Below are 24,777 nucleotides of genomic sequence, written 5' to 3' on the forward strand. Positions count from 1 at the left end.
ATCACCCATAAGCACACGCAATTCGGGCTGAGGCGCGAGTCAGAAAGTTCGAAAAGCTTCCAGGAAGCCCAGCCAAACTGGATGCCCTGTGGACAATTTCGCCCCGGTGGCATCGCTCAACGCCGCTGCAGCCGCTGATTCTGCAAGTAAGTCAAAAGGTTGCCTGAAGTTTGCGCGAACTTCGCCGCGATCCCATTCGCAGTTCGACAGCACTAGATTCAGGAGCCGTTTTTTCTCGTTTGCGGCCTGTTTCGCAAATAGTCGGCTGGCATCCCGGGCCAGCTCCAGGAGCCGCAGGCCGTCCTCCATGTATGATTCTTGCGCCTCGCTGTGCCGCTCGATCTCGCGTAGCAGTCGCGTCTGTTCCACTCGCCATTGCGCCGACATGCGGTCATAGAAAGCATTGTCGATACGTCCGTCGAGCTTATCCAGATACATAGCCTGCAAGCGGTCTTCGACGCGTTTGTACTGCGTCTGGCAGCGTTCGATGGCCTGTTCCTGCTCACGCCGCTCATCAGCATGGCTTGCCTTTAGCGCGTCGCGCATCCAAGTCAGCACTTCCTCATCGAAATGAAGCCTGTCGAGCAAAGCGGCAAACGTCTTGTCCAGTACCTCCTCCCGCACATATTTGCGCCGACAGTCTGCATAGCCGCCACGCCCTTTGTCGGCATGCCCGGTACAGTGGTAGTAGACATATTTCCCTCTCTTGACCTCGGCCACGACCGCGCAGTTGCACTCGATGCAGGTCATGAGCCCCGTGAACGCAAATTCATAGCCAAAGGAATGGATCGGGGTCGCGTTCCGGCCGGTCAGAACGCCTTGGACACGCTCCCACAGCTCGATCGATACCAGCGGCTCGTGCTGGCCCTGATGCATCTTGCCATTCCACTGAAACATTCCGGTGTAGAGCCGTTTGCGCAGCATCGAATGCACGGTCCTCACCGGGGCCGGGTTGCCGCTCTTGGGGTAGATCAGTCCTTCACCATGGGCCGCTTTCGTAAGCGCCTTGAGCGAATATTGGCCGGTGGCGTAACGCTCGAACAGCTTCGTGACGACGGGAGCCAAGGCCGGGTCCGGCTCGATGACCTTCCTGCCGTCCTTGCCCGTCACGTTTAGGTAGCCCAGCGGTGCCTTGGACGGCCAGAGCCCCTGCTCGGCCTTCTCCATCTGCCCCTTACGCGCTTCCTCGGAAAGGTTGTCGATGTAGTTCTTGGCCATCAGCACCTTGATGCCGTGCATGAACTTTTCCGAGGAGCGTGAGTCGTTCGACAGCACGACGCCTTCCTTGGCAAGGTGGATCTCGACATCCAACTCGTCGAGCGTCACCCAATCCTTGAGGTTGCGGTAGAGGCGATCGGTCTTCTCGACCAAGATGACACGTATTGGGAAGGCACACCGAGAGCCGACAGGCCTCAAATGGAAGTCCTTGTGAAGAAAGCCACGGTCAAAAGCCGATTAGAACTTCCGCCGACCGCCGACGACGTCATGCGCAAATTTTGGGAGCAGGCGCAAAAGGGCTAGTCAGTCGTCGTCGTCGCGGATGCGATAATACCAACCGTCCTCATCCTGGTCATCGTCGCGGACCGGCTGGTCAGGCGGTTCCTCGGTGAGGCCCTCTCGAAAGAACCTCTCGGCTTCCAGATAGGCTTTAGCTTCCGGCCTCAAAGATACCAGGAGGGTAAAGATGTCAGCTTCGCCAGCGATATCCCATTTGGTGGAATCGTCCTCGTACTCATAGGTGAGCCATGGGAAGAGATTCTGCATGGCGAGACCGATATCGCTAGTGGGATACCAACCGCCCACTTCTATCGGCGCTTCGCCCTCAAATATGAAGCGGGCGTTGCGGAGGCTCAGGCTTTTATTGAACCAGTATTCCCAAATCATCTTGGCGTCGGCGTCGACAAAGCGCTCCATCAGAGGAGCGTCCAGGCTAAAGCGGAGACGCAGTTGGCCTTCTTCGTCCAGGTCGGGACCAGATGCAAGGTCGCCTGCGGCGCTGGCATCGAGCACGTTTTCGCGGGGAACGACAATGCTCCACCCTCTAGCCGTTACCCTGCAAAGGCGCTCTTCAATTCGCTGGTAAAGGGTAACGTCGGTTTCCGGGTTATGGAGAATAAGAAACATGGGTAGGACGTGGTTCGTCCAATATTTTAGTGGCGCGTTTCTCCGTAAAATACGTACCCTTCACGAGTTTCCCGCTTAAAGAACGAGGTGCCGCTCTTGATTTGGAGCGCGATAAGTTTGCCCGTAGGCATATCGTTTTCAGTAATCTCGACTTCGGCATCGACCCCGAAATCCAGAACCTTTTGCTCTCGAAAGAGCCAGCGGAATTGCTTCGTAAAGATGGTATCGGCGGCGATAACGCCTTCTCGCTCCGTTAGGGCGGAACCGACGACGCTCGCCATTGGCTACTCCGCAGCATGCAACCGCGAAGCGCTGTGGTTCGCGTAGGTCGCCCACGTCGGCTTGTAGCTATCGTCAGGCACCCCAATAATATCTGCCCACTCGTTCGGATGCGCGGTCGAAATCACGCCAGCGGCGTTGCGCCACTCGTGGACCTCGTACGTTTCGCGGTTACCTTCGGGAATCAGATGCACCGTGACCATAGCGGGAGGAGATTGCTTGCACGCGTTCGAAAACGCAATTCACTTGGGAAACTAAAACAGGCGCTCCAAAGAGCGCCCTTTCACCATCATCCGTTTCGTCTCCAAGCCCAGGGTTTCCATGTGACGCAGGCGCAGCTCTACGGCGGAGCCCACATGAACGACCCTCATAAGGTGACCACCGCGCGTGGACCGACGGCGATTGAGAAGATGGAAGCAGGAATACAACTGCCCAACATGAGGTGTTGCGCCGCACCTGCAGCATGCCGGTTTGTCGGTTGGACGGCTTGGCACCGCGCCTCCCACAACCGACGGAGATACCGAAAGTGCGCTCCGCTACCGATGAGGACACGGCAAGGGCCGACCGACCGGCCAAGTACTTCCGAATGGCAGCCACATGGGGTATGTCATTGGGCCAGAGGACAAGCAAGAAATTGACAGCGCGTCAAAACGCCTGCTAAGTTATTGTTTTTTATAATGGCATTGACGAGAAATCGAAAAACAGACCCGCAATAGGTAGTTCTTTTAATAAATTGCGCAGTGTGACAGGTCATGCCCGACCCCCTAACGTCGCTTATAGACCTGCACGGCCCGAGCCGCTCCTCGCGTCTGGCCGAGCTGCTTATCTCCGAGCACGGCCTGTCAGCTGAAGCAGCTCGCAAGCGCCTCTCCCGTAGCAAACCGCCCATCTATTCCTTCCCGATTCCGCTCCTGCCCAAACAGGAAGCCTTCGTCTACCACGTCAAGGATAGGCAGACCGAACGGTTCTGGCACAACTTCCACCGCGACCTAAGAGAAACAGAGTCAGTTTATGGCGCGGCTATCGATGGATTGGCTGCACGCGGGGGCATCGTGTCCGTCGATGAGTTCTCTGTAATCAGTGGCGCCCCAATCCTGCAGAAGAAGCAAGTGCCGGCCGCGAAAGTTGCGCAGCGTCTTCAGGACGCCGGGATGACGCATACTATCGACATTCAAAACTATGGCAGTGTCATCGCACTCCGCATCCCAGCGCTGAGCTCCCACGGTCCCACGCTGTACAATGTGCGCCAGATGGCCGAAGGTGTCCTGCTGGATGGAATTCGGGAGTGGGCACGGCGTCTCGGAGTTGCCAGCTACAATTCAATCGCCATTCGAGGCGATGAACATCCGAGGACGGTTGGCCCATACAAGTGGGACTTGACTGGCCCGAGCTACCTCCTGCCGTTGAAAAAGTCGAACGTGGGGAAGGACCAGCAAGGTTTCACTGTGGCCGATGTGTTCGTGGGGACGGTTCTCGATGAGTACCAAATCCGCTATTTCATCCGGAAGGCGAGAGGTCTCCTAGCAACACGAATAGGCTCGGTACTCCCTATTATCGTGGCCGATGGCTTCACGGGCAAGGCATACACGCTCGGCCATCGAAACGGGCTGATGATGGCAACGCCGGAATCGCTGTTCGGAAGCTACGCCGGGTCCGCGTTCACCAGCCTGGTAGAGACGCTGCAGAACGCCGCCGCAATCGTCTCAAAAAACCCGAGCAGGCTAATAACTCTCTTGAGCAGCCTCAAAGACATTGCCGGGCGCGCAGGGAACCTTCGCGGCGTTCTGTTCGAGCTGGTGTGCGCCTATCTCATTCGCAACGACGGCAATTCAATCGACTTGGGAAAGAAGGCTTACGACCCGAAGGTGGGTAAGTTCTACGACATCGACATTATGTGCGTGCGCGGCAAAGCCGAGTGCGTGCTTTACGAATGCAAAGCTGGTGAGCCTGGCCACGTGGTCACACAAGCGGAGATAGAGGAATGGCTGAGGCGAATTCCGACCTTTGTGGAGTATGTGCGGGCGAATACGTTTTTGCGGGAAGCTGAAATCCGTTGCGAGGTATGGACTTCAGGGGAATTTGATGCCGACGCACTAGTTATGCTGGCGTATGAGAAAGCCAGACGCACCAACGTCCGCATCGACTGGAAGAATGGCAAAGCTGTTCGAGGGGTAGGCACGGGACTGAAAGAGAAAACCATCACCGACGCCATAGACCAGCACTTCTTCAAGCACCCGCTGTCGAACTAGCCAGTCACCCGGTATTTAGCGAACTTGTTCGGCGTCGACTTTCGCCGCCACTTTTCCCAGCCGCTCCCCTTGCTGGTCTCGCCGCCCGGCTTTCAGTTGACAAGATTTCGGCTCAACGTCTGAAATGAGGCGCATAGTTTGCCATTCAGCAGCCGACCGCCCGCATGCCAGTCGTATCATCGCTTCCACACCGTCGATTGGAGAACAGCCTGCATATGCTCTGCGAGGTCGAGTTCACCGCGCGCCTCGATCTCTAAAAGATATCGGGCCTTGGCCAGGCGATCCGCTTCGCCAACCGCAGCATAGCTGCAGATGGCGAGCAGCGCCTTCTCCTCCTCCCGGCTGGCTCCGGCGGACTGATTTCTGCCACCGCCCACTTTGTGCAAGGCTTCGCCGAAGGACGAGTATGCTCTCTTGTGCACGTCGATCAGCGTTCGCAGTTCATTGGATGGTAATAGGGCCTGGCCCGGCGGCTCTGTGCCCATCGCAGTCGCCGGACCCGTCGAGGCGACGACTGCGCTGCAGGAGTGGAAAAGCAAGGCGCGGCGGTTGATCCTGGACGTGGCGAACTCTCCCATTTGCTTCGAGGGCTATCGAACTGGTGACGTAGCACGATCGAACCGTAACACGACGGTTTGCGCATTCGTGTCAGGATGGAAGGTCCCATGGCAGCCGACAGGCTGGGCGGCTGGCTGACAAGCCTGCGCTCGGCCGCCATCCTACGGCCGACGCTGGCGATGTCGGCTCTCGCCGAGCCGCAACAACGACTGACAGGCAGCCGTGCCGACCAGAGGCCACCGAAGGGACCCGTGCGCCCTCCGAGAACTGGGGTTTCTGTCGAGCGTCTCGCTTCCGTCTCTGACTGCGCCTCCTTCCCGGCCCAAGTCTCCTCAACGGTCGGCCGAGCCGCCGCACACTGCGTCAAGCTGCGGAAATCGCTGCGAAAATGAGATACTCGCAATGTGCAGTCGTTATGCACACATTGCGAAATCACCATGTAACCCATTGAAAAACAAAGCCCCAACCGCAGCGAAACGTGGCCCCTTTTATCCTGCCATCTTAATCGGTCGTATTTTGATAGACTTGATTTCCGTCGTCGCTGCTCCTCAAGTCTACGATAATACAATATTCTATACTCGATGCTACGATTCCGTACTCTTGCGTCGAGTTCCGATGCGCCGTGCAGTCTTCCGCGCTCTGCGACGGGGTAGCAGCGCTGCTTATTTGCAGCACGGGAACCGTCGTGGCGCACTTTTCCATCGGAGTGACGGAGCAGCGCCACAGGCAATCCGGCGCGGTCCGGCCGTCTCGCGATCGGCGCGGCCGCAGGCAAGATAACGTGCGTTCCGTCGTTCCTGGTCTGCATCGGTCCTCATCCGCCGGAGCGGATCTTTTGTGTCAGATGGCGCCTGTCAGCGTGCCGGCGCCATGCGTTTCAACTGTCGGTCTTCTTCTCATCGATGCGCTCCGAGCAGCTTGCGGGCCTTGTCATGGGTACGCCGGCCGGCACCCGCCTGGCTTGCCGCCGGATCGCCGACATAGAACGTGCCATCGCTCCACATCGCGTGCATGATCACTGCCAGCTTGCGCGCCACGGCGACACAGGCCTTGCGGTGGCAGGAACGTTTGGCGATCGCCTGGCCCCAGCTCTTGACCTTGTCGGAGCCCTTGAAGCGCGTCATCAACCCCGACGCCGCCTCGTAAAGCGAGCGTCGTACATCAGCATCGCCGGCTTTTGATATGCGAGCCTGAACGTCGATCGAGGTGCCCGACTGCCAGCGCCGCGAGGTCCGCCCGAAGTAGGCCGCGACACCGCGTGAGTGACGGAAGCGCGACGGATCATCGATCGCCGTCATGAACGAGAGCGCCGTCACCGGACCGACGCCGGGGATTGCCATGAAGCGTCGGCACAGTTCGCTGCGTGCCACCATTTTGACGACGAGATCGTGCAGGCGGCAATACTGCCTCCACAGCGCTGCGCGCGCCGACAGCATGGCGTCCATCAGCTCGGACGACAGTGGGTCTTCCGATACCGCAGCGCGCACCGCCTGATCGAAGGCTCCTCGGCCGACCTTGCCAAGGCGGATGCCGAACGCCTTCAGCGAATGGCGTATGGCGTTCTCCAAGTCGAGGAACTTGGCCTTCAGATTGCGCCGGTGCGCATAAGTGATCGGTGGGACGGACAGGACGGACAGGACAGCGGCACCGTGCGGCCAAAGGTGCGCCCATGCGCAGCCACGCGGTGGTCCAGACCCCCAACGGGGGCCTCGCGGTTCCGCACAGGTCGAGGTCCGCCTCTCAGATTTTTTGGTGATTTTGAAATCGGCCATTTAACCCGTCTCGGTCGGGAACATCCAAAATGGTGATACAAATTTGGTGGCGGGGAGCGCGGACCGGTGGCGGATCGACTACTCTCCCTGAGACGCCTTCTAAGGGGGCCTGAATGTCGTTCTTTTTTAATCTTAATGGCTACCGGTTTCAGCAAAGTACGCGGATTTTGCGCGATGGCTACCTCTCGGCGTCACGAGCGCTTCGCAGCGATGTCGAGCGGGCCAGAGCCCAGGCAGCGGAATATGCGCAGGACATTGAAAACGGCGGAGAATGGATTGAAGAACGGGATGAAGAGGGCCATTTGCTTTATACCAAAGAGCAAGCGCTGGAATTGCAGATCGAAACCTGTGACGAAGCTCTTTCGGCCTTGAGGAAGGCGTTCGTGATCGCCGCCTATCACTATTGGGAGCGAGCAACCCGCCTCGCGCTCGGAGGGAATGACAAGGCGAAGCACGACGAACTGGTGGTTCTTGCAGTCGCCAAGGGCATCGCCATTCATCCGGACCTCGGTGCGGTCCGCGATTTGGTCAACCTGTTGAAACACGACAACGCCAAAAGGGGGGCCGCACTTCAACAAAGTTGGGGTTCTGTTTTGTCCCCCAGCTTTTTATCACGTCCGGGACGGACAGACTGGTACGCCGCTGTCTTCCTCACCGAGGATGACGTTGCAAAGGCATTTGATGTTGTCGCAAACTCCGGCCCGACCTTTCTCACCGGATGAGCCATTGCTGGTGCGGACGGCGAGGTCGAGCCGGCAGAGGCGGATGACGCCTACCCACCTTTGCGACCATTTGGTCCGCGCAGTTCCCTCAACGGCACCGTTGGAATGATGCATTCGTCGCTGTCATCCCCGCCCTCCCGCTCGAATAGTTCAGCTAATTCCTCGGGCTCTCGTTCTCGGCTGGGCACGGGAGTTCCCGTCCAGCCACAGTCTGCACATACAGGGCGCTCCCAAGCGATTTCAGGCATATCTTCACGCAATCCCTCTCCCGGGGACAGGTGCGGAGACCCGCACTCGGGGCACTCCTCGGGAACGAAACGGATGTGCCGCAGCACCATTGAAGTGGCGAGGCCGAGAAAATGTTCGACAGTTGTGAGAGCAGCTTCCGCATCGTGCCATGTGACTGAGTGGGAATGCGTCAGCCAGTTGGCAAACACCCAACTATCAGCCCCCAATGATTTGAACAGGTGCCGCCGCTCTTATTGGGCGCTTCCAGCCAGGGCAGCATCGCAGATCAACTCATTCCAACCTTTGAAATCCGCCCGTTTCGGTGGGCTCAAGGGTGTCCAAATCGCTAGGTCCTGGGCGGCCGATGCGTAGGCCAGAAGCGCTTCCCGGCTCCGCACTCCGATAGCCTGATAGTCCGACACGTTCTGCGCTTGGCTGAGCGCGTCAGTTGCCTCTCGCAGCTTGGTGAAAACGACGCCGAACTGAGCCACTCGTCGGTCCGCCTGCCGTTGCTGGTGAGTTCGTGGGACGCGAAGGCAAAGTCCCATGTGGAAAGTGACCGCGAGGTCCATGTTCGGAAACTGGTCTTGCGAATATAGGTTCGTCGGGTTTGTGACCACCCACCACCGACCGTGATTGCCATGCACGTCCCAAACATCGTGGCGATGGCCCATGAGAACTTCGGCATAGACTTTCTGCAAGAACGCCACCTCGGTGCCGGGCGGTGATTGCGAGAGGAAGTAGCGGACGACATCCGCCTTCTCTTCGTCTGAGGCTATAAGCATGACAGCGTTCCGCCCGGGAAATGACATAGCTGGTCGAATTCGACCGGTGATAAATTAGCTTTCGCGTCGCTAAGTTCGCGAGTAAATTCACATTTATTTGCAAGAGTCTTCATGACTGACAAAACACATTTGGAAGAGTTCGAGGGCGGCGTATCAAAGGCGCTGTCAAAGACTCTCATTAACACTTTTATTGATTGTCACCGAGATCCGTCAGTCAAGCCGGAAGACATAGTTACGAGGCTCAAGGAGCAGATGGAATCGCCTTGAGCGAGGACGCCGATGCGGCTTCTCAACCTAACCGCTAGTAATTTTCGAGGTTTTGGGCCATCGGTCGATACCATCAATCTGGATGGAGACCTTGTCCCATTTTACGGACCGAACGGCCACGGCAAGACAAGTTTAGCCGAAGCCATTGAGTGGCTGTTCTATGGGACAACCAAACGGCGGCTTCGGGGCGAAAACTTTAGCAAAGCAGAATATACCAATACGTTTGCCAATGCTCATGGTGGCACGCCCACCGAAGTGTCCCTAATGGCTCGGTTCAGGGGCCGCGACCTGACTCTTATGCGCCGCCTTGGGGATAAGGAAACGTCCACAACTTTTGTCGACGGTCAACCTGCGGATTTCTCAACCTTGGGTGTCATGGCGCTTGAGGCCTTCTATCCCGTGGTGGCACAGCACGGTTTGCAAACCTTCGTTCATTCGAAGCCGAAGGACCGCCGTGATGCCATTTGCGCAGCGCTCGGGCTTGATGAACTCACGGCACTCAAGTCAGCCCTTGAGAGCTCTCGCGGATCATTTCAGCGTTCGCCTCCGTTGGCTATCGTTGACGCCCGCAAACGACTGGCAGGGCTTGCGGCAAACCTTGCGAAGATACCGTCTACGGCGTCGCTTGCCGCGAGGTGGAGTGCCAGCCCCCTCGTTGTTGACGAAAAAGACGAAGCGGCTCTTAAGACTGCTGCTGCCGAGATCAGTGGTTACGAGATTTCAAGCATCGACGACGCGCTCACTGCACTGCGAGCCGAGCGGGCGAAGGCGGGGAAAGCGGTTTTAGACGTAACGTCTATCGAGTTGAACGAAGGGCATTCGCTCCTCCGCGATCATGCCGTCGAAGACTTGAAAGAGTTTCAGCGTGCCGTCGGAGCCATAGACGACGCTGTGGGCGTACTCGCCGGCATTACCGCCGCGCACTACTCAAGAGCCTTGCTTATATTCTGGACAAACGGCCTAGCCCTAGAACTTCATGGGGATGACTGTCCCATGTGCGAGCAGCCGACATTGGTCCCGCAACAGCGAGCAGTGTTGAGAAAGCGATTGGAGGAGGCCAGCGGCACAGTCGAAGCCGCGAACTTGCTCGACGGCAAGATTGAACTCTCTCAAACGGCCAGAACATCGGCATCAAATGCCGTGTCTGCCCTTGGCATCACAGGTCTGAACGATGAGGAGAGAGTCTCGCTTTCTAGCCTTCTCGGCCCAAACGCAGAACTCCCCAACTATCTTGAAGCCCACGACGCGTACATAAAGGCTCAACCGGAACTTGGCACCGCACTTCGAGCCGACAGGGAACTGACAACCACAACAAAGGATCGAGCTTCGCAGGCCGAGAAGCTTGCCGCTTTGATTGAGGATCGACACGCTTCGCGCCATTCATTGGCTCGGGCGGTGGATGCCTTCATTGGTTCTCTGTTGGCTTACGAACGGGCATGGGACACGATTGCTGAGACAGTCAGTAGCAAAATAGCAGCGAACGAGGCTGTCGCCCTCATCGACGCAGTAGGCAAGGGTCTTAAGGGCATCGCTGACGTGCACCTGTTAGCCCGCTATGCAGCGATATTGGAGGAAACACAGGAACTAATCCGTTCGGTCGAAGCCATGGCGCAGACCAAACAAACGCTCCTCCTAGAAACGCGGGGCAAGGAGGTGAAAGAACTCTACGCCCTCCTCAATCCGGGAGTTTCTGTCGGTTTCGATATGATGGAACCGGCCAACGACTCTATGAAACTGCACGCGACCAGCTTCGGCACACGCATGTCGGCTGCGGCAAACCTTAGCGAATGCCAGCTTAATTGCCTCGGGTTGGCGGTTTGGCTGATGCGGGCGACAACGCCGTCATCACCCTTCGGCTTCATTCTTCTCGATGACCCCGTTCAAGCGATGGACGATGATCACGCGGAGGCATTTATCGCCAATGTGGTCCCGCACCTTCTGGACCAGAGCGGCAAACAAATCCTGGTCCTCTCTCACGTCAAAGGCGTCATCGACAAACTCCGAAGCCTGAACATGGCAAGGGACATTCGCCACTATCACTACGAGAATTTTGAACTCGGCGGCCCTGTCATTGTCCGGCAATTGCGGCTCCAGCAAATGCTCGCGGACATTAGAGGCGCAGCCAGTAGCAATGAAGGCAACCGCACATACGCCGTTGATCGCCTCCGAGTGCTAGTCGAGGAATTCGTTCGGGAGTTGTACCTAAGGCAAACTGGTCAGCCTGTACCGTCAAGTTACGACACCGCTAACTCCGGCCAGCTTGCCGACCTGTTTCGCTCAACCCCAAACACCCTTCCTTTCGAACACGCTGGAATGCGGGACACGATCAGTTTTGTGATCCCGCGCACCACACTCAAGCTGGCTATGTCGCTCCGCTTAGATCGAATATCCAGCCGCATATTGACCGCGTGTCTGCGCTCATGACGAAATACGGTCTCTTGCAGCCATAGCTCTCAATACACCAGCCGGATCGTTTGAGCCTCGTGTTATGGCCCAAGCCATCCTAATTCCGAGCGATCTTCGGCGACGTTTACGATCTATGCTGAGCATCGCCGATAGCAAAAGAATGCCCCTTCAATAGTGGGTCTCACTATGTGGCGGTCTCCCACTGCCACTAGACTCTTCAGTGAAATCAATGCGGCGTGTCTGAGAAACGGCGTGAGATAGGTCACGCCGATGACGCTGATTTACGCCGCTTTACGGCAGTCTACGAGGACGGACTGCTCAATCCTAACGCAGGTCACTGGCCCCAGGTGAAATGAGCGCAGAAAAGTGACCGAGACTCCTCCCGGCCATGATTTTTTACGGTGGTGCTCCTATGATCAAAACGGTCCGCCGAACCCCCTCTGCCATTCAGCTAGCTTCCCGAGCGCCTTCCGATAGGTGGCGTCATCTCGGACGTACAAGAGCGGCGTTGTCCGCTCTAAGTCGTCATCCCGGCCGTTCAGGAAAGCATCGACATGCTTCGCTGACAAAGACTGCTTGGTATCGGCAGTGATTTTCTCCTGATATCGCTTGCGCTTGACATCGGCGGAGAGCACGCCTCGAGCCTTGGTCAATCCCGACTCGCTATCCTCCGCCGCTTCCAACGGCGACATGCCGCTCAGATCGTCGCGTTTCGCGTTCAGAAAGGCCCCAAGATTAGGGCCGCTCAGTTCCGTTTCAGCGTCAACGCATAGCCGGTCCCGACGCGATTGCCTAAGTCGGTTGGCTTCCTGAATCTGTTTCTGCCGTAGCCCTTCGGCCTGCTTTGATCTCTGAGCCTCGCAGCGCTCGATTGCGCCTCGAATAGGCAAACCCAACGCCGCATGTGGGATCGCGCCGCTCTTTCCGAACATCGCGACAACGGCGTCTATTTCGGCGGCGATCTTCGGCGCTTCGACATCAGACTCGATCGCGGCCCGATATGTCATGTTCGTCTCCGTGTGGATAGAATCCAGCCACGACTCGCCGGTCATGTCCCCTCGCTCTTCGGCGGGAAGCTCGGCTAAGATCCAATCGACTGCTTGCACTGCGGCATGCACGACAGCGGTTCTCTGTGTCTCTGCCAGCGTGCGCGCGGTCCACTTGTCCGCAAGGGACCTCTCCAGCGTCACTCCGTAGCCTTGCTGAACGAGAACGCCCTTTCCGAGCAGGTTTTGCAAATAGTTGTCGATCGCCTTCCAAGCGGGCGCGAAGCGAGGTTCGGCGACAGCGACACCGTTCGCTACTTCGGTAGTGACACGCTGAAATTGCGGCCGTATCAGCGCGCTCTTTTCCAAATGCTTGGCGATCGGCACTGCCTTGGCAGCTGCGCTACCAAGGCATTGGTCGTGAAAGACCTCCGCTAAGATTGTCGCCTGCCATACCGCAGGCGGGACAGTGAAACACGCATAGCCGGCGACCTCGATACCAACATGTTCGGCGAGTCCGATTGCTTTGAGTTCTGCATCACGCGGAACAGCAATCTTCTTTCCGGCCAGTTGTTTCAGCCCGTCGACATAGGCGCGCGCCAATTCATTTGCCCGCTTCTCATGCCTGGCCTGATAGTCGGCGAACCGCTTTCCCTGTGCAGCCTGCCATGTCTCTTCGTCGGCGCGGGTCTTCGCCAACGCTTTGTCGATATCGGGATGATAGAGCCAACACCGTGGCGCGGATCGAAGCACCGCATCCGCGATCTGTTCACGTGTCGAGTCTCGGGGCAACTTTGACAGGTCGATCTCCACAGCCATGACGCCGTGTTCCCGAAGGCGTTGAATCTTTGTTTCGTCGCTCGCATGGGTGACCGCGACTTCAACAAAGAGGTCATACCCTAGCGCCCGAACATAGAGGTCCGGGATAACCGTCTTCGGGTCAGTGAACTCGATTCGAAGGAATTGCGTCGTGACCTGCTGACCCGGCTTCGTCACGACGTTGCCCTTATTGAGCCCAAGGCGTTTCGGCAGGAGTAGCGACGGGTCTGCTCGAAACACCTCCTTGGCAAGGAGATGTAGAACGGTTTCAGGACCGCCCCCGCACCCGTCGCCACCGTCGTGCCCGAAGTGCGGCACGTTCTCATCACCCTTGCGAGCCACCAACCGACCGCCGCAGGCAGGGCAATTGCATCCGCAAGCAATGCCGCGCTGAACCTCGCTGATATGCGCCAACGTGCGGTCCGGCCTCAGCCCATAGACAAGCTGTGCACGATCGGTGCCGAAAGATATTCTCGCATTTTCGTGGTCGTCCACCTCGCCTCCGGTTTGCACCGTTGAAGAGCCAGGATGCTCGGCAATGCTGCCTGACGAACGCCGAGCCTATTCCTGTTCTCGCTTCGCCTCCAAAAGGAATGCTGTCGCCACAGCGGTCATTTTGCTAGCGGCCTGCCATGCGTTGAAAAGTTCGCCGTGTAAAACTTCAAGATCAGCCACCATCGCATCGCGGCCTTCATCGGTCTGAATTTTGAAGCCATGGGACTCATAGAACCGATGGAACAGCCTGTTTCGAGCTTTGAGTGCAGACGCGAAGCGATCCACCAAACCATAGTCAAGACTGACACAATTCTTCAATGTGCCTAACAGCTGGCCCAGTGTGCTGCGGTCAATGTGGTCAAGGAGCTTTCGCGCATCTTCGGGGTCAACCTCATGGTGCCAACCGCGTTCAAGGCCACGGGCGCATAGGAGAAGCGAACCAAGTTCGGTCTCGAATAGCTGCGCCGCTTCCGCTGCTATCCCGAATTTCGCGTAGAGTTCGTCGCGTGTTGCCATCTGGGTATTCAGCCGTGTCTAGATCGGTGGGCGATGGCCGAAGAGCATTCTTAGCGCCGCGACGGTCTTTTCATACCGCATGCCGGACGCTTTGCCAGCCATCGACTCTTTGACGAAGTAGCAATACCGACTGGCGCGCTCGGCTTCGTCCTTGACCTCAGCATCCATAACCTTGTGGGGCGTGCTACTGGTCGAACCGTCAGGATTAACGCGCACGTATAGCGCATCCTGTTTCCGTCGATCGTGCTTGCCAGATGCCACTTTGCGAGCCGCCTGGCTGTAATTTAGGTCTCAGTCCGCGTAGCCGCCCATTCCGGTTTCCCATCGAGCGACTTTCTCATATCGTAGCAATTCGAGTGCGCTGGCGATGTCGATCGGGAAATGATCATCGCCCATGTCGAAGTCCTCTGCGATCATTCGCCGGGCGTCTTCGATGTCTTCCCAATGCATGATCATGTAGTCCATGAGCATGCCGACCAACTGCTTGCACGAGTGGTCGTTCATCGCCCTCAGGATCGGCCGCGAAAGCGGAAAGATGCCGATCGATACCAGAATGAGCATGAAGGCTTTCGCGAGCTCTTCCTGTGCAATTAGGATCAGATAGAGTCGTGTCGATTTCAGCTTCTCGAACTCGAACATGTCAGCGTCAGCAAGCAGACGCTCGGCATTCTCGACACAGGCTGCAACTGTTTTCGTCAGCGTCTTCGGCGACGGTACAATCAAGCGTGACATTGGACGACTCAGCGGAGGTTGCGCGAGGATAGCAAAGCTATTCGCTAAAGCCTCGCACTTGCTCCTGACCCGCTACTAGCCTAGCGCCGAACGGATCAGGCCATCGCCAGTCGCCGAAAGCTCGGCTGCGACCTCTTTCAGAGCCAGAGCGCGGCGGCGTCGCTCGTCCTTTCGTTTGCAGGGGCATTTGCGCTGATATTGAGAAGGGTTGATGGCTGTGCCGGACGAATTCACCTTAAAGCGCTCTGAAAAACTCATCCGGTTCTACACGCAATATCGTGCGCAACTCGACGTGACTCCGATCGGCGGGCGCTGGATGCCCTACCGTTGGTGGAGCCTACCTGATCCGCTGAGTGTGAGATGGATGGCCTATAACGAAATGCTGGCTGAATATTCAGGCGAGCTAGCGAACAAGATCAACGACCTGACACATTATGCGCATCGCCTGCGGACCTGGGCCGCGGTTCTTGCTCCGCTCTCCAATGAAGACAAGCACGATTTGACGCACGAGCTCATTGACATGCTTGGGACCGTCGCGCTGGGGCTCCCATACGCGCTCAAATCCCGTTTTACCTTCGCTGCGGGGCACCTATGCCACCAGGCTAATATGACGAAGATCTCTGATTGGAAAGATGATTTTCCCACCGCAAATCTCTATCTGAACGATATCGAACCCTATTGCCGCGGATGGAGGAAGTACCGCAGGTTCAAGCTGAAGATCGAGCCGATCGCCGGAAGCGTTTTCAAAGAACAAACTGATGATTTTCGCAACACTTACAACCACGGTTTCTCAGCCAGATTCGTGCTTGGCGTGACCCGGCTTGTGGGCCGGAAGGTCGAGAAATCGGGGCGCATTCTATACGGCATCGGCGGCAGCCCGGCGCTTGATCTTGGCGAGATGGGAAACCTGCTTCAGAAGGAGCGTGACATTTGCTATCAAGCATTCGACGCTTTCCGAACGCTTGTGAATGAGCAGACCGAAGCGATTACGGCTTTTGAAGCAGCCGAGAAAACATTCAACTCAGCACCCTGACCAGTCGCACAAGACAATGAAGAGCACTCCGAAACGACACCATTGGTGGCCAACTTGTCATTCCGAGCTATGGGTCGATGGTGAGGGCTGCATCACGATGACCAATGCGGCGGGTGAGATAAGACGCACGCAGCCTTTGAACACAGCCGTCATCGGCCACTACAATTCAATCTGGCGGGCAGACGGTACACGCGACTCGACGCTAGAGACCTTCTTCGCGAACGAGGTCGAGGGACCAGCTGGTCCGGTACTTGGCCGGCTTGCAACGCAGAAGAGACGAGATTTTCAGCTCGAACAGAAGTATGACAAGTCGTTTCTCCGAGCGGAGGGTAAGAATATCAAGCGGGACGGCTTTGTTCCGGATGCGCGGGCTTTCTCGGCCGTCCTTTCACCAGGCGATCGCTGGGCATTGTCGCGCTATATCGCATCCCTCATGGTGAGAATCCCGAGCTACAAGGACGCGCTCAATTCCAACCACATGGTGCAGAATATTGCCGCAGTGCTGGGCCTAAAGAGCGACGAAGCGAGATTTGAGACAGATGTTCTTCATGTCGGGATTATACGCGAGCATCTTGAGGACTATGCGGGCCGTATTCACAAATGCGCCCTCATCCTGATCGATGCGCCGGATGAAGAGGAGTTTGTTATCGGTGACACACCGGTGACACCGGCCGCTCTGGGGTTTGGCGAAGCAGAGGCCATGTGTCCCATCTCACCAAGGAGGGCATTGCTGGTCATAAATGGGTTTCGCGCTCCGTTTTCTGACAGGATCGCTGTCTTCCGCTGTCTGCGGCGCACAGTTCGTGCGTTCAATAGAGCAATGGTGCAGAATGCCGAGCGCGAGATTTTTAGCCGTTCCCCGGTCTCAGCGCTGTTCGTAACCAAGAACCTTGGCACGCGTCGAGCGCGCCTTGTGCCAACCGTCACCACAGCGGCGCAGGGCGATCGCTCCGGACGAGGACCGATGTTGGATCGACGTGCTGTTCGCCGAACGGCGACCGACGTGGATGCAGTCTAAGGCAACTATCCCTGTGTAACGCGCTTGCAACGAATGAGTGATGATCTCTTTGCCACTATGATTGTTCCGGCGGGCATGGAGATGCATCTGGCGCTGCTTCATCTGCGGTCCGACAATCCCGGTTTGCCTGACCCTCCCTAGACGACGATCGTGCCCACCAGCTATGTTGTTAGATGGTAGATTTGATTGCTCCGAAATACGCTGCTGCAACTGCTAATACTGCAATTGATTTGGGCAGCGCACCTCTCGAGCTCCGAGCCGGAGGGATAACCGTTGCCAGCTCCGGTAACGCTCGGCTTGAATTGGCCGACAAAGAACCTGTGCTCGTCGAAGTTAACACGAGCCTCGATGGTATCGACTTAGTCAAGATCCGCGTCTTCAGCTAAGATTCGGGCCGCATGGTCGGTTCTTTCCGGTGCTTGTGACTCAATCGCAAATAGGCACTGCAGGTGCAAAGCTTTGGTTGATGGCGAACGGTTCAGCATTCACGCAGGTTCGCGACCGGCGCGTACGCCTCTCATCCGCCATCGTTCATGTTCTTAACTTTCCCGAGTTCTTTTGCCTTGGTGCCCAGAGCGACCTTCGCCAATCAAATCAACGGCTGGGGTGCGTCGTCCTGCGAACCCTGGATTGGGAGATAGAGCTTCAGGCGCTTCCCTCAACTCGCAAGATCATCGAGCAGCTAAAGGCTGAAGGAGGCAATGCGATCACCCATGTTGCGCGCATAGTGCACGCAGATCGCCAGTCATTCACATGCGGGCAGCTCGAAGCGATAGTTCACGATCTGCACCGTTTCCTGTCCTTTGCGCGCGGCGCATGGACGTCGCTCTTCGGGATCGTCGGTTATGACCGGAACGGTCAGGAACACTATCAGAATTGGGGGCAACGCATCGCTGCTCCTTGGCAATCTTGCCCAAGCTGGTTTGACATCCACCACGGCGAATGTCTGGCAGCGGCCTTTCCCGGCTTTGTGGAGCTACTTCATGACCCGTCTCTCTCAAGAGCAGGCTATACCGGCCTCCATTGGTATCTTCGGAGCAACCGTGCAGGCGAAGGCGCCGGCGTAGATGGGGGGCTGGTACTTTCACAAGCCGCTCTCGAAGGCCTATCAATGTCGGTGCTGACCAACGCTGGCATCACCCTTCCAAGGGCTGCAAATGCAGCAGACAAAATTCGGGCAGCCTGCCAGCACTTGAAGATTCGGACTGCCATTCCGCCCTCGAGCAAGCGATGCGCCGTTGGAAAAGAAACGGCGCATTCGCCGACGCCCCGGAGGCAATAACGAAACTTCGCAATGAACTCGTGCATCCCAAGCGTATGCTTCCTGGGAAATTGCCATCCGCCATTCCGGAGGCTTGGCACCTCGCACAATGGTATATTGAGGTGATGCTGCTCAGGCTTTGCGGGTATCGAGGAGTCTATTCGCATCGCCTGATATCGAAGTGGGTTGGAGAGGTGCGGCCATTCCCGTAGTGGGGAAACTCATGTGCCCCGCGTTTGTAGATATCCTGGGTAGCTGGCGGTCCGAGCCGCTGTGCAGTGCGCTCCAACTGTCCGGCCGATCGATAGAGGCAATGTTTGGTCGGCGCTTCCCAAATAAGCAATAGAGGCTGCGCTGCGTTGCCCGAAACGCAAAAAACCGCCTCGGTTAAACCAGGACAGTATTTGATTTATGATAGAATTGGTTGCGGGGACACGATTTAAGGCTGCAACTGCCCTATAACCTGCAAAAGAATCGATTTAGCAAACGAATTCATCGCAGCACCGTACTGGCGGTATCCTCTACCGACACGAACCCCAGATGAGCATCCCGATCAAGTTTGCACCGCAGCTAGTTCAGCCGCCCCAACGTCCTTCATAAGCCCGCGCAATTCGGCTGGAGGCGCGACCCAGAAAGTTCGAAAAGCTTCCAGGAACCCCAGTGGATTCCTACTTGTAGAACCGTGCGCTGACCGCTTTGGGGCCGTGTATGGACGGCTCTCCGTTGGCAAGGGATTTGTGAGCTTTTGCAGTTGCTGGTTGGTGCGGCCATGTATCCGACCTGTAGGTGCGGCCTTTCATGTGCCGCTGGCCCTAATGCCATTCGCGCGTCTCAGGTCCCGATCGAAAGCTCGCACTTATAGTGCACGGCCCCAGTGGGTTTTCCCGATCCGGCGGTTTCAACCGGCTTTGTGCATTAGCTCCTGTCCGCCCTTTCCAACCTCGTCGGCGACCGCTCGCCTTGTCTGAGTTTATGCGATTACCGGTTCCCTGTAGCGCTCGCCGCCGGTCATCAATGCCCAGACCATGCGGGCTGTCTTGTTAGCCAGCGCAACCGCCGCGACCTTGGTCGTTCGTCGTGCCATCAACTGCACGAGCCATGGGCGCCTGGTCCCGTTCCGCTCGGCATAGCGGATGACTGCCATCGCCCCGACGACGAGCAGCTGGCGCAGGTAGCGATTACCTGCCTTGGAGATGCTGCCGAGCTTCTCCTTTCCCCCGCTCGAGTTTTGCTTCGGCACGAGCCCGATCCAAGCCGAGAGGCATCGCCCCGACTTGAATGCGTGCGGATCGGCGACAGTCGCAACGAACGCGCTCGCCAGCAGCGGGCCAACGCCCGGAATCTCCATCAACCTGCGACCCAGTTCGGTCTCTCGCGCACTCGCACGGACCCGGCGATCGTTTTCGAGGATCTGTTCCTTCACGACACGAAGCTGTGCTTCAAGCATCCTCAGGCAAAGCCGTGCGTCGGCCGGTATCCTAGCATCGTTCTCGTCGTTGATGACCACGAGAAGTTGCTCAATTCCATTACGCCCGATCGGCGCCACGACCCCGAACTCGGATAGGTGCGCCCGCAACGCGTTCGATATCTGTGTGCGCTGGCGGTTGAGCATCAATCGAACCCGGTGCAGCATCATCACACTCTGTTGCTCAGGCGACTTCACCGGCACGAAGCGCATCGTCGGTCGTGTCACGGCCTCGCAGATCGCCTCTGCATCTGCAGCATCATTCTTCTGCCGCTTCAGATACGGCTTCACATACTGTGCCGGCAGCAGCCGCACATCGTGGCCACGCGCGATTAGCTCGCGAGCCCAATAATGCGACGAACTGCACGCCTCGATCCCGACAAGGCATCGCTGCAAACTCTCAAAGAACGGCAGCACACGCCCACGCGTCAACTTCCTGCGAACTGCAACCTCACCAGCCGCATCCACGCCGTGGACTTGAAACACGGACTTCGCAATATCCAGACCGATTGTCGTAACGTTGCTTATCATAGCGCTCCTCCAGCTCTAATCCCGCGATCATACCGCAGGAAGGGAGGAGAGCCGTCCACCGCATCAAAAGCAGTCAGGCGGCTTAAGGCTACCGATTCGCGAAGACCAGACGTTCGCTGGCGCGAGAAGCTTCGTAGCCGTTCCGCTCGAAGAGGCTACTTGCCCGAAGGCACTGACATATCCATTTCTGGCACGTAGCTGGAAATGAAGTTTGAGCATCGCCACATCAGCATACGGACCGGCAGTCTGATGGCACTATTGTCATTGATAACAATCTTTGCGACCGACGAAGCGTCTCGCGACTGCCGTTGATGTTTGAGGAGTGTGAATGACGGTACGCTTTGCATTTGACAACAGCTATGCTCGGCTGCCGAGCTCGTTTTATGCGCGTGTTTCCCCGACCCCGGTCTCCGCACCGCACCTCCTCAAGCTTAACCAGGAGCTGGCCGTCCAGCTCGGGCTCAACCCGGTAGAACTCGCCACGCAGGCGGGTGTTGAGATTCTTGCCGGCAAACGGATTCCCGAAGGTGCCGAGCCGATCGCTACCGCCTATGCCGGACACCAGTTCGGCCAGTTCGTGCCGCAGCTCGGCGACGGAAGGGCAATCCTGCTAGGCGAGATCGTCGATCAGGAAGGAGTGCGCCGGGATATCCAGCTAAAGGGCTCCGGCCGAACACCGTTTTCCCGCGGCGGCGACGGGCGGGCGGCGCTTGGCCCCGTTCTGCGCGAGTACATTGTCAGCGAGGCCATGGGGGCTCTTGGCATTCCGACCACTCGGGCGCTTGCTGCGGTCATGACGGGTGATGAGGTGATACGAGAAACCTACCTCCCAGGCGCAGTGCTGACACGGGTCGCATCCAGCCACATGCGGATCGGAACCTTCGAATTCTTCGCGGCGCGCGGGGACGTGGATGCGGTGAGGGCTCTCGCTGATCACGCGATCGCCCGGCACTACCCGGATGCCGCGGGTGCTGCTCGCCCCTACCTGGTACTGCTGGAAAGTGTGATTGCGCGCCAAGCGAACCTCATAGCGCAGTGGCTGCTCGTCGGCTTCATTCACGGGGTTATGAACACCGACAACATGTCTATCGCCGGCGAGACGATTGACTATGGCCCCTGCGCTTTTCTGGACATCTACAATCCCAAGACCGTATTCAGCTCGATCGACCAGTTAGGTCGCTACGCTTATGCCAATCAGCCTGCGATCGCCCAGTGGAACCTGACGCGGCTGGCGGAGTGTCTGCTGCCCCTCATGGCTGAGGATCAGGACAAATCCGTGGAGCAGGCACAAGATGCGCTTTCTGCCTTCGCAGCACGGTTCAGCGACGCGTATAATAGTGGCTTGCGTAGCAAGTTGGGACTTTTGTCGGAGCGGGAGGGCGATCTTGCGCTGACGCAGGATCTTCTCGATCGGATGGTCGCTGGCAAGGCGGACTTCACCCTGACTTTCCGACGCCTGAGCGAGGCCGCTATGGGACCCGAAGGCGACGTCGCGGTGCGCAGCCTCTTCGAAGACCCTGCCCCATATGACGACTGGGCCGAGCGCTGGCGCAAACGGCTCGGGCAAGAGCCGCAGGAAGGTTCAGCGCGCCGGGCTTCCATGCAGCGCGTCAATCCGGCCGTTATCCCCCGCAACCACCGCGTTGAGGCGGTCATCGAGGCCGCCGTGGAGAAACAGGAGTTCGGACCGTTCGAGGACCTTCTGACCGTGCTCGGCAAGCCATACGAAGTCCAGCCAGGCTTCGCGAGCTATGCCGAGCCACCACCGCGCGATGGCCGCGTCTATAAGACCTTTTGTGGGACCTGAACCTGTTGTGGGACCTGAACCTGAGGTTCGTTGCGAAGAGATGCGTTGGATGACGAAAAAGAGCGCTCGATCGCGCGAGCGCCGTTCCGGCTAGCATTCGAAGCTTTGCGCTCCGGCATCGCAGGATCGTGCTGGAAAATGTCCCATCGTGCTTCTCCTTCGGGCACCATTGGCCGGAAGGGAAGCGAAAGGGGACTAGTCGGCAGCTAGGCCGACAGCAGACGGTCCGTTGACGGCTTCCCGGAAGTGATAGTGGACATTCGAATGCGCTAGCGGGCCAGTCTTGGTTCGGGAAAGCTCCGCGCTCGTTCGAGCGATCGTTTGTTTTCGGCACTTCTGTCAAAGCGCCCGTTGACAATATACAGGTTTGGATGCCGTCTGCGGATTGCGTAGGTGGACCGAGGAAACTCCAGTTTGAGCTCCAAGACGCTCGAAAAGATATTAGAATCTCCCGGCTGGAAGACGCTCTTCGGAGTAGTAGTTCCTATCGCCGCCGGAGTTTTATCAGGAACATTTGTAGCGGAAATCTCCTCTGTAGGAGACTTTCTCTGGTCACAATTTTACCAATCCAAGAGCTTCTATGGTCTTCTGTTCTTGGCGGCAATTACGTTCCTCTATCACCGCGCTCTTTACATCCATGAGCGCAAAATTGAGATGTTTTTGAGTGATGATTATTGTCGGGCGTATATGAGGAGTAAGTGTCTCCCTGAGGCTGCCGACAGGTATAGAGAGCTCATTCGTAGCGGGAACGTAGGCGAGCTCACGAGCGCTATGGAAGAATTCGAGAGGATCATGAAGTGAGGTTTGTCGTAACCCCCGAGTTTACCACGAAACTTACCCAAGTTTCCGCTAGTGGGCTTCGGGAACTCGGAGCTGCAATAGAGCTCATCGAGACGAAGGAAAAATCGGACGTTCTTGTTGGATCTGATAGCGTCAGTGTTCGCACCCTAAGCGAGCGATTTATAACCTTCGAGGTGGGCGAGTATACGGTTTTCACGAGCCTCGAAAGCGACCAGCAAGGGGAATACCTTCTCCTGCTCGACCTTTCGTCCGAGGAATCCGAGTCAGGCCGAGCGACCACCTTTCCCACCACCAATGATCCAAGACGAAACATGATGCTCGACCCCGATAGGAACATGTCGATCGATCCCCGCCGGAACATGATGATCGATCCAAACCGGAACATGATGATCGACCCCAACCGGAACATGATGATCGACCCCAACCGGAACATGATGATCGACCCCAACCGGAACATGATGATCGATCCAAATCGGAACATGATGATCGATCCAAACCGGAATATGTCGATCGATCCTCGTAGAAACATGATGATCGACCCAAGACGGAATCGGTACTATGGCGGTCCGTTCGTATATGACACGAAGCTAAACCAAGAAGGGTTTGTTGTTCGCGCGAATGATGAAGTGTCTCTGATTTTTGATATGTCGGGGAAGTTTGCAAAATTCATCGTCAAGAATGGCGGTGATGGAGCAAACGTCTTCGATACAAGGCGAAAATGGGTGGAGTTCCTAATCAAGCCAGAAGCAGAGCTTTTCCTGAGATTCGACGTCAACCGGAGGTGGCTGGGGATAGTTGTATGAGTTCTCCTTACATCCCGGATGCACCGTCAGGAAGAAGAGCTATCCGTCGGCTGTCCAAGGGCCTGCTAGAGCCTTCTAAATCCTTGCGTCCATCCTGGTGACAAGCACTCGTGAGGGCCTACCGGCCTCGACCGTCCGGCATGCGATCAATCCGATGGCACGGGCCTGAGCGGCGCCCACACTCGGCTCAACCATCGGCTAGCGATAGCTTGCGATTGTGGATCGGCGGACATGCACATGAGAGAGGTCTGCCGATGCCAAGAAGGCGCGCATCCAGTTAATGTTCGACCTGTGCTTCGGTCCCAGTACGACCTCTCGAACGGCATTCTTCGCAGGATCAGCGATCAGGCAAGAAATGTACGGACGGACTGAGAAATCGTCAGCGAAATACTCCACGTCGGTGAGCGGGACGCAATGGCGATAGCGCAAGAGACGCCATTCCCTTTCCTCATGAAAGGACCGAGGCTTGGTTGAGTAGATACGGAAGTGCAGGGGCGTAAGAAGCGCCATCAATTGCGACACAAGTTCCGCGCTGTTCTCCCGCCCCCTGAACAGGCCCTGAACGTTGCCATCGCGATCCGCTAAAGCGGCCAAAGCGCGTTCCTTCGTGATGCCTTCGCTCAGGGTGACGAACTCGCCGTATTCAGAGAACGATTCCTGAACGGCTTCCACAACAGGGAGCAGGCTTTCGCGGAGACCTTCTTCGCCATACTCCACCTTCGTCAGCTCGAAGTACTGGGCCCCGAAATTGACGGCTCCATAATCCGCAGTCAGATCGTCGGTAGCGAAACCGATCGATACCCCCGTGCCATCACGAGCGTATGCCCGCCATTGGCTGAGCAGGTCGCCATCCTCGGAAAGACACAATGCGAATCCTTCTGTGGAGTCCGGGAAACCTTCTGCAATCACCGATGCAACATCCACCACCCCTTTCGCGAGCGTGGTGGAGGAGAGCATCTCAGAGAAGACTTTGCCCAGGACGCGTCCTTCCAGCGTATCGTTGGCCGCTGACAACGCCGACAAGCGAAATGCCCGAGACTGCAGGATCGCAAAGGCGGTCGGGCTGGAACAGTAATGGTACAGAAACTGATCCGATTTCATTCGCGGTCGGTTCATGACT

At 57.3% G+C, this 24,777-nt stretch carries 18 protein-coding genes and 2 pseudogenes; 9 read left to right on the top strand and 11 right to left on the bottom strand.

What is annotated here, in order from left to right:
* Positions 1–39: 39 nt before the first annotated feature.
* Both AC0L18_RS16985 and AC0L18_RS16990 read right to left on the bottom strand, forming a co-directional pair.
* Entirely contained in the window at positions 40–1,371 is a 1,332-nt protein-coding gene (locus AC0L18_RS16985) for a recombinase family protein (RefSeq protein WP_473493394.1), read from the bottom strand.
* A gap of 150 nt (positions 1,372–1,521) precedes the next feature.
* Positions 1,522–2,405 (bottom strand): annotated as a pseudogene (locus tag AC0L18_RS16990) (DUF4365 domain-containing protein).
* Positions 2,406–3,155: 750 nt separating this feature from the next.
* On the opposite strand from AC0L18_RS16990, the gene AC0L18_RS16995 reads away from it, so the two are divergent.
* The gene (locus AC0L18_RS16995) at positions 3,156–4,652 is read left to right on the top strand and encodes a hypothetical protein (protein ID WP_473493395.1); all 1,497 of its coding nucleotides are present in this window, start codon (positions 3,156–3,158) and stop codon (positions 4,650–4,652) included.
* Positions 4,653–4,828: 176 nt separating this feature from the next.
* Here AC0L18_RS16995 and AC0L18_RS17000 read toward each other — a convergent pair whose 3' ends face one another.
* Positions 4,829–5,137 (bottom strand): hypothetical protein, encoded by a 309-nt coding sequence (locus AC0L18_RS17000; RefSeq protein ID WP_473493396.1) that lies wholly within the window; start codon positions 5,135–5,137, stop codon positions 4,829–4,831.
* Between the two features lie 969 nt (positions 5,138–6,106).
* Positions 6,107–6,808, bottom strand: a pseudogene (locus AC0L18_RS17005) (IS110 family RNA-guided transposase); the annotation flags it as partial.
* A gap of 287 nt (positions 6,809–7,095) precedes the next feature.
* Here AC0L18_RS17005 and AC0L18_RS17010 point away from each other — a divergent pair.
* The gene (locus AC0L18_RS17010; RefSeq protein ID WP_473493397.1) at positions 7,096–7,704 is read left to right on the top strand and encodes a hypothetical protein; all 609 of its coding nucleotides are present in this window, start codon (positions 7,096–7,098) and stop codon (positions 7,702–7,704) included.
* A gap of 479 nt (positions 7,705–8,183) precedes the next feature.
* Here the strand turns inward: AC0L18_RS17010 and AC0L18_RS17015 are convergent, their stop codons facing one another.
* Entirely contained in the window at positions 8,184–8,717 is a 534-nt protein-coding gene (locus AC0L18_RS17015; RefSeq protein ID WP_473493398.1) for a hypothetical protein, read from the bottom strand.
* A gap of 279 nt (positions 8,718–8,996) precedes the next feature.
* Between AC0L18_RS17015 and AC0L18_RS17020 the strand changes: the two genes are divergently transcribed.
* Positions 8,997–11,408 carry an AAA family ATPase gene (locus AC0L18_RS17020; RefSeq protein WP_473493399.1) on the top strand — a complete coding sequence of 804 codons (2,412 nt, stop codon included), beginning with the start codon at positions 8,997–8,999 and terminating at the stop codon, positions 11,406–11,408.
* A 398-nt stretch (positions 11,409–11,806) separates the two neighbouring features.
* Here AC0L18_RS17020 and AC0L18_RS17025 read toward each other — a convergent pair whose 3' ends face one another.
* From AC0L18_RS17025 to AC0L18_RS17040, 4 genes are all read right to left on the bottom strand, one after another.
* On the bottom strand, positions 11,807–13,690 hold the full coding sequence (locus AC0L18_RS17025; protein ID WP_473493400.1) for a competence protein CoiA family protein: 1,884 nt from the start codon (positions 13,688–13,690) through the stop codon (positions 11,807–11,809).
* Positions 13,691–13,756: 66 nt separating this feature from the next.
* Positions 13,757–14,206, bottom strand: coding sequence for a hypothetical protein (locus tag AC0L18_RS17030; protein ID WP_473493401.1), 450 nt, complete (start codon positions 14,204–14,206; stop codon positions 13,757–13,759).
* A gap of 18 nt (positions 14,207–14,224) precedes the next feature.
* On the bottom strand, positions 14,225–14,467 hold the full coding sequence (locus tag AC0L18_RS17035) for a hypothetical protein (RefSeq protein ID WP_473493402.1): 243 nt from the start codon (positions 14,465–14,467) through the stop codon (positions 14,225–14,227).
* A 30-nt stretch (positions 14,468–14,497) separates the two neighbouring features.
* A complete protein-coding gene (locus AC0L18_RS17040; protein WP_473493403.1) occupies positions 14,498–14,938 on the bottom strand; it encodes a hypothetical protein in 441 nt (146 codons plus the stop codon).
* 211 nt (positions 14,939–15,149) lie between these two features.
* Between AC0L18_RS17040 and AC0L18_RS17045 the strand changes: the two genes are divergently transcribed.
* The 3 genes from AC0L18_RS17045 (at position 15,150) to AC0L18_RS17055 (ending at position 18,271) form a co-directional block, all read left to right on the top strand.
* The gene (locus AC0L18_RS17045; protein WP_473493404.1) at positions 15,150–15,971 is read left to right on the top strand and encodes an integrase; all 822 of its coding nucleotides are present in this window, start codon (positions 15,150–15,152) and stop codon (positions 15,969–15,971) included.
* A 16-nt stretch (positions 15,972–15,987) separates the two neighbouring features.
* Positions 15,988–16,989, top strand: coding sequence for a DUF4238 domain-containing protein (locus tag AC0L18_RS17050; RefSeq protein ID WP_473493405.1), 1,002 nt, complete (start codon positions 15,988–15,990; stop codon positions 16,987–16,989).
* Between the two features lie 466 nt (positions 16,990–17,455).
* Positions 17,456–18,271, top strand: a complete 816-nt coding sequence (locus AC0L18_RS17055) for a YopA family protein (protein WP_473493406.1) — start codon at positions 17,456–17,458, stop codon at positions 18,269–18,271.
* A 949-nt stretch (positions 18,272–19,220) separates the two neighbouring features.
* Here the strand turns inward: AC0L18_RS17055 and AC0L18_RS17060 are convergent.
* Positions 19,221–20,243, bottom strand: coding sequence for an IS110 family RNA-guided transposase (locus AC0L18_RS17060; protein ID WP_473493493.1), 1,023 nt, complete (start codon positions 20,241–20,243; stop codon positions 19,221–19,223).
* Between the two features lie 331 nt (positions 20,244–20,574).
* On the opposite strand from AC0L18_RS17060, the gene AC0L18_RS17065 reads away from it, so the two are divergent.
* The 3 genes from AC0L18_RS17065 (at position 20,575) to AC0L18_RS17075 (ending at position 23,657) form a co-directional block, all read left to right on the top strand.
* Entirely contained in the window at positions 20,575–22,053 is a 1,479-nt protein-coding gene (locus AC0L18_RS17065) for a protein adenylyltransferase SelO (protein WP_473493407.1), read from the top strand.
* A 414-nt stretch (positions 22,054–22,467) separates the two neighbouring features.
* The gene (locus AC0L18_RS17070) at positions 22,468–22,854 is read left to right on the top strand and encodes a hypothetical protein (RefSeq protein WP_473493408.1); all 387 of its coding nucleotides are present in this window, start codon (positions 22,468–22,470) and stop codon (positions 22,852–22,854) included.
* The gene (locus AC0L18_RS17075; protein ID WP_473493409.1) at positions 22,851–23,657 is read left to right on the top strand and encodes a hypothetical protein; all 807 of its coding nucleotides are present in this window, start codon (positions 22,851–22,853) and stop codon (positions 23,655–23,657) included. Before AC0L18_RS17070 ends, AC0L18_RS17075 begins: the two co-directional genes overlap by 4 nt.
* Positions 23,658–23,855: 198 nt before the next feature.
* On the opposite strand, the gene AC0L18_RS17080 is transcribed toward AC0L18_RS17075, so the two are convergent.
* Positions 23,856–24,758, bottom strand: coding sequence for a DUF2971 domain-containing protein (locus AC0L18_RS17080; protein ID WP_473493410.1), 903 nt, complete (start codon positions 24,756–24,758; stop codon positions 23,856–23,858).
* Positions 24,759–24,777: the final 19 nt, after the last annotated feature.

The sequence above is a fragment of the Mesorhizobium sp. WSM4819 genome (genome assembly GCF_055811215.1).

Coding starts and splice junctions, on each gene's coding strand:
- AC0L18_RS17055 (WP_473493406.1), top strand. CDS start 17,456: ATGGCGAACGGTTCAGCATTCACGCAGGTTCGCGACCGGCGCGTACGC.
- AC0L18_RS17050 (WP_473493405.1), top strand. CDS start 15,988: ATGAAGAGCACTCCGAAACGACACCATTGGTGGCCAACTTGTCATTCC.
- AC0L18_RS17040 (WP_473493403.1), bottom strand. CDS start 14,938: ATGTCACGCTTGATTGTACCGTCGCCGAAGACGCTGACGAAAACAGTT.
- AC0L18_RS17010 (WP_473493397.1), top strand. CDS start 7,096: ATGTCGTTCTTTTTTAATCTTAATGGCTACCGGTTTCAGCAAAGTACG.
- AC0L18_RS16995 (WP_473493395.1), top strand. CDS start 3,156: ATGCCCGACCCCCTAACGTCGCTTATAGACCTGCACGGCCCGAGCCGC.
- AC0L18_RS17065 (WP_473493407.1), top strand. CDS start 20,575: ATGACGGTACGCTTTGCATTTGACAACAGCTATGCTCGGCTGCCGAGC.
- AC0L18_RS17020 (WP_473493399.1), top strand. CDS start 8,997: ATGCGGCTTCTCAACCTAACCGCTAGTAATTTTCGAGGTTTTGGGCCA.
- AC0L18_RS17015 (WP_473493398.1), bottom strand. CDS start 8,717: ATGCTTATAGCCTCAGACGAAGAGAAGGCGGATGTCGTCCGCTACTTC.
- AC0L18_RS17000 (WP_473493396.1), bottom strand. CDS start 5,137: ATGGGCACAGAGCCGCCGGGCCAGGCCCTATTACCATCCAATGAACTG.
- AC0L18_RS17030 (WP_473493401.1), bottom strand. CDS start 14,206: ATGGCAACACGCGACGAACTCTACGCGAAATTCGGGATAGCAGCGGAA.
- AC0L18_RS17045 (WP_473493404.1), top strand. CDS start 15,150: ATGGCTGTGCCGGACGAATTCACCTTAAAGCGCTCTGAAAAACTCATC.
- AC0L18_RS17080 (WP_473493410.1), bottom strand. CDS start 24,758: ATGAAATCGGATCAGTTTCTGTACCATTACTGTTCCAGCCCGACCGCC.